Origin of the sequence: Candidatus Planktophila sp., assembly GCF_046070465.1 — a bacterium.
Classification (GTDB): domain Bacteria; phylum Actinomycetota; class Actinomycetes; order Nanopelagicales; family Nanopelagicaceae; genus Planktophila.
Map to the genome: position 1 here is coordinate 1 of NZ_JBJTMK010000111.1, position 4958 is coordinate 4958.

Annotated in this window: 3 protein-coding genes; all 3 read right to left on the minus strand. The window is 46.1% G+C overall.

Features of this window, described 5'->3' with window-relative positions; all coding sequences use genetic code 11:
• Nucleotides 1–647 (minus strand): MFS transporter (locus tag ACKOVI_RS05070; protein WP_509602982.1); only part of this gene is annotated, 647 nt, incomplete at its 3' end.
• 311 nt (nucleotides 648–958) lie between these two features.
• Nucleotides 959–2836 carry a leucine-rich repeat protein gene (locus tag ACKOVI_RS05075; RefSeq protein ID WP_509602983.1) on the minus strand — a complete coding sequence of 626 codons (1878 nt, stop codon included), beginning with the start codon at nucleotides 2834–2836 and terminating at the stop codon, nucleotides 959–961.
• A gap of 69 nt (nucleotides 2837–2905) precedes the next feature.
• Nucleotides 2906–4958, minus strand: a 2053-nt coding sequence (locus ACKOVI_RS05080) for a DNA topoisomerase (protein ID WP_509602984.1), incomplete at its 5' end; no start/stop codon positions are given.

Here is a 4958-nt window from a genome sequence, read left to right on the forward strand (position 1 = left end):
CGTAATCCGCGGATTGTCCATGCAGCAAAGAAGAAGCTCAGTGCGTTGATGTAGAGCGCAATATCAACAGAGCGCGATGGCAAGAGTGGACTGATTGCAGCGATAGCTCCAGCAAACAAGGTAAGTAGTGAGAAGAGAACCGCAGCAATTGGCGCAGTTCCGTATGCAGCAAGCAATGAAACTTGGTTTGCATTCTCTAACTTTTCTTTTGGTACCAAGTTTGGAACGGATGCTTCTTTAGCTGGTGACCAGAAGAGGGTGAGACATTCAACGAGAATCATCGCGGTGTAGAGCCAGAAATATGTGTGGACAATTGGAATCGATACATATAAAGCACCGCGCATCAGATCCATGCCGACCATCAAGCGACGGCGATCGAATCGGTCTGCGATAACTCCGGCTAATGGTCCAAGGAAAACAGCAGGCAGCAAACGTGCGATAAAGACACCAGCGATGGCAAAGTTGGCGGTTGCATACGATCCACCAGAGAGTTGTGCGGCAAGTGCAGTAGTTGCAAGAAGTCCGAGCCAATCTCCCAATGAAGAGAAGACCATCGAGTTCCAGAGCTTACGAAATGCCGGGATAGCCAAGACCCCACGAGTTACCTCCTGCGCCGGGGCGGCAGGATTGGGAAGGCCTTGGGTCATGAGGTGAGTCTATCGGCAGGCGGGTACGGTGTTAAATATCGTGAAAAATAAGGGTTCTTCGCCAACTTTTACCGAGAGTATTTGTCAGAGTTGAATCATATAAAGTCAGTATGACCATTCATAAAAATAAGAAAGCTCTTCCACAACAAATCGCAACCGATCCCAGACCGCAAATTATCTCATTTAATGAATTCCACCGAAGAACATCACACTTTATTTATCGCGCCAAGAAAGGAGAATCTTTCTTTGTAATAGACGGAAAAGATTGTTTTCTTATCCAAACTATTGCAAAGTTATGAATCGACCTATTTTCAGCGCGAATGAATCTTTGTGATGACTTCAGATAATCGCACTTTTCGTTCGAGTATTTTCTTCACCGCTTCAGCAATAAATGCGTCAACTTCTGCAATCGAGTCTCGAGCAGTCACATCCAACTTTTGCAGCTGCAAGATAATCACCGTCTTATTTGGAACAGAAGAATCAATTATCCCGGCATCTACTAATTGACGCGGTGTTATCGACTGAACTTTAACTCCTTGTAGATCCTCATAAGTGCCGATCTTTGTAACGACTGTGGCCAGCACGGATTCGGCTGTACGAGATTCAATCGGAAGGTTTTGGAGCTTAGCAATTACTGTTGATTCAGATTGATTTGTCAGTTGTCGGTATCCACACTTTGCAAATGTGCCTGCTTCAATTTTTGAATTATTTGCGAGCGCATTCTTAAGGGCTGTTTTGCAATTATCAATTTCTTGTTGACGCTTCTTTTCAGCCTCACGTTTTTCTACCTCAGGGTCCGGCGAATTTTCGGAGGGAGTCACAGTATTTGATAATGATGAATATGGAGAGAATCCAGTTGCATTGTGAGCTCGCACCCTAAATTGATATGAGGTTCCAGTAGTTAAGCCAGAGTACGTGCATGTACCAGAACCGGATTGATTGAGTGTCACTGTCGATGTTATTGGATTCGAAACGCATTGATAGTAATTAATGGCCGCGCCACCGTTAGATGCAGGCGCCGTGAAATCCACTGTGGCTGATGTTGGACCAGTTTTAACGGCAGATCCGATTGTTGGAGCTCCTGGAACACTTGTGGTTGTCCATTGAGCATAAAGAACCAGATTGCTTGCGAACGAATATGGGGCGTTGTTTGCAAAGGAAATTCCACTGCCGTCTGCTTTGGTATTCCACCCACTGAACGATGATCCAGATTTTGTAAATGTATTGGAAGTCAAATTTGTTGTGCTGGTCCCAGTTTCAGTTTGCATAGTGCCAGAACCTCCGTTGCTACGGAAGATAACACCTTTAGCACATACGGGGTGTACAGAATTAGGGTAGGTATAATTTTGAACTGCAGATGATGATCCGCAATAAAGGACTGTGTCGATTGAAGTTGTAGACACAAAAATATTCGTACCCATCGTGGTTAAGTTGTCAGAAAGTATGAGAGTTTTTATATTCGACATGTATTGAAGTGCTGAATTTCCAATAGAAGTTACACCTGATGGAATAATCAGATATTCAATGTTTGCAAACTCAATGGCGCGATTTGCGATTGAAGTAATGTTTTGAGGAAGGTCTAATGTCAAACCTCTATAACCCGTAAAGGTAGTGTCGGAGATTGAAGTAAGGGCCGAATTTCCTCTAAAGATGATTGATTCTGGTGCTTCTCCAAAATTGTTGTAGAAGGCGCTGTTTCCCAAGCTAGATACGTTCTCTCCTATGGAGATGGACCGGAAGGTAGATTGAGCAAATGCGCTTGCGCCGATTGTTGTCAATGAATTCGGAAGGATTACGTCAACTTGGTTGCCATTAAAGTTAATGTTTGCAAAAGCTGACCAACCAATGGTCAGGAGTCCTTCATTGAAAGTTATGTCATCGAAGTATGCGCCACTAAACGATCCACTATTAATAGATAAAACGCTGCTTGGTATTACTACGGAAGTAAGATGCGTGTTGTTTTGAAACGCCCAGTTTGCAATTGATGTCACAGATGGGTCAATATTCAGCGCACCAACACACGAAGTATTTCCTGTTACCGCGAAAGTTGAATCATCAACTTCATACGTTCCGCTTGTTCCGCAAGGGAAACTAGTCGTAGTTGCATGTGCGGGTGTGATTCCCAGCTGCATAGCCAAGGGAATTAAGGTTGCACATAGGGAAGCCTGGAGCAAACGCCGTATATTCATGGGGTGAGACTAAAGGGGTTACCCCTAGGTCATCAACAGGATGGGAGTCGAATCTTAAATCCTGAGTTTTTACTGCTTCTTGGTCGCAGTTTTCTTCTTGGCAGCAGCTTTCTTTACAACTTTCTTCGTCAGTGTTGGTGGCTTATCGCCGGCTTTCTTTGGTGCCGCTTTCTTACGTGATTTCTTCGGGGATGGGCCATTTTCGGCCTCCCAGGCACGTCGTCCTGCCAGAAGTTCGAGTCCACGCTCAAGAGTCATCGCTTCTAAAGTATCGCCACGGCGCAGCGTCGCATTGGTCTCGCCATCGGTGACATACATGCCGAAGCGACCATCTTTAATAATGACGGCCTTCTCTGATGCAGGATCGACACCAAGCTCTTTCAGTGGTGGCTTGGCCACTCCGCGACGGCGCTCTTTTGGTTTGCTATAAATATCGAGTGCTTCATCCAATGTAATAGAGAAGAGCTGCTCCTCAGATGCCAAGGTACGTGAGTCAGCACCTGCCTTGAGGTATGGACCGTAACGACCGTTCTGCACAGTGATCTCTTCACCAGCTGAGTTGGTACCCAATACACGTGGAAGTGATAACAGTTGTAGGGCATCATCCAATGTAATAGTGTCGAGGTTCATTGTGCTCAAAAGTGATGCGGTCTTTGCCTTTGGAGCGTCAGCTTTTTTGCGCTTCTTCTTTGGTGTGCCATCTTCTTTCAGTTCTACTGGCTCTTCCGGCAAAATCTCGGTGATGTAAGGTCCGAAGCGACCGCTCTTTGCCACAACTTCAAGACCAGTTGCAGGATCGATGCCAAGTTCACGTTCACCTGATGGTGCTGCAAGGAGCTCGATTGCCTTCTGGAGCGTGAGCTCATCCGGGGCCATATTCTCTGGAATATTTGCGAGCTTACGCTCACCGTCTTCAAAGTTTTCTTGTAAGTAAGCGCCGTAGCGACCTACGCGGATTTCAATGGCATCAGATAAATTCATTGTGTTGGTTGCACGTGCATCGATGTTGCCAAGGTCAAGTGCAAGTTCATTAAGACCTGGTTGTCCATCGACACCGTAATAGAAATCTCGCAGCCAATCGACGCGGCCTGCTTCGCCAGATGCAATCTTGTCGAGATCTTCTTCCATCGATGCCGTGAAGTCGTAATCAACAAGTTTTGTGAAGTGTGATTCAAGAAGACCTGTGACAGAAAATGCCAAGAATGTTGGCACAAGTGCGCGACCGCGCTTGTTGACGTAACCGCGATCTTGGATTGTTTGAATAATGGATGCGAAGGTAGATGGGCGGCCGATACCGAGTTCTTCGAGTTTCTTCACAAGAGTTGGCTCTGTGTAACGTGCAGGTGGCTTTGTGTCGTGGCCTTCGCAGGTGTACTCGTTGACCTTTACTGATTGACCGACTGACATTGCAGGCAATCTACGATCAACATTCTCTTCATCTTTATTTTCATCTGTTGCAATATCGTCATAAGCAGCGAGGAATCCCGGAAAGGTAATAACGCTGCCGTTGGCACGGAAGATTGCATCTTTGCCATCTGCAGTCTTTACATCAAAGTCCACGCGCATCTGCATCTTCTTGGCATCTGCCATCTGAGATGCCACAGTGCGCTTCCAAATCAAGTCATATAACGCGAATTCATCGCGGGAGAGCTCTGGTGCGAGCTCGCCAGGAGTTTTAAAAACGTCTCCAGCTGGGCGAATGGCCTCGTGCGCTTCTTGTGCGTTCTTAGTCTTACCTTGATACAAACGTGCTGTTTCATAGACATGGTCTGCGCCATATAAGGATTTCGCTGCGGCACGTGCTGCCTTGATTGCTTGGTCACTCAAGTTAATCGAGTCAGTACGCATATAGGTGATGTAACCGTTTTCGTACAAGCGTTGTGCAATGCGCATCGTGATCTGCGCACCCCAGCCAAGGCGGCTACCTGCATCTTGCTGCATAGTCGAAGTTGTAAATGGTGGCTTTGGACGTTCGGTACGTGGGCTTTCTTCCATTGATTTAACAGTTAAATCACTAGATTTCAGGCTTTCTACAAGGCCTTTAGCCCCTGCTTCATCTAGAAGAAGAATATTGTTCAGTGATTTCTCTTTAACCGCACCATCTGCACCAAAATCTGAAGTT

Coding starts and splice junctions, on each gene's coding strand:
- ACKOVI_RS05075 (WP_509602983.1), bottom strand. CDS start 2,836: ATGAATATACGGCGTTTGCTCCAGGCTTCCCTATGTGCAACCTTAATT.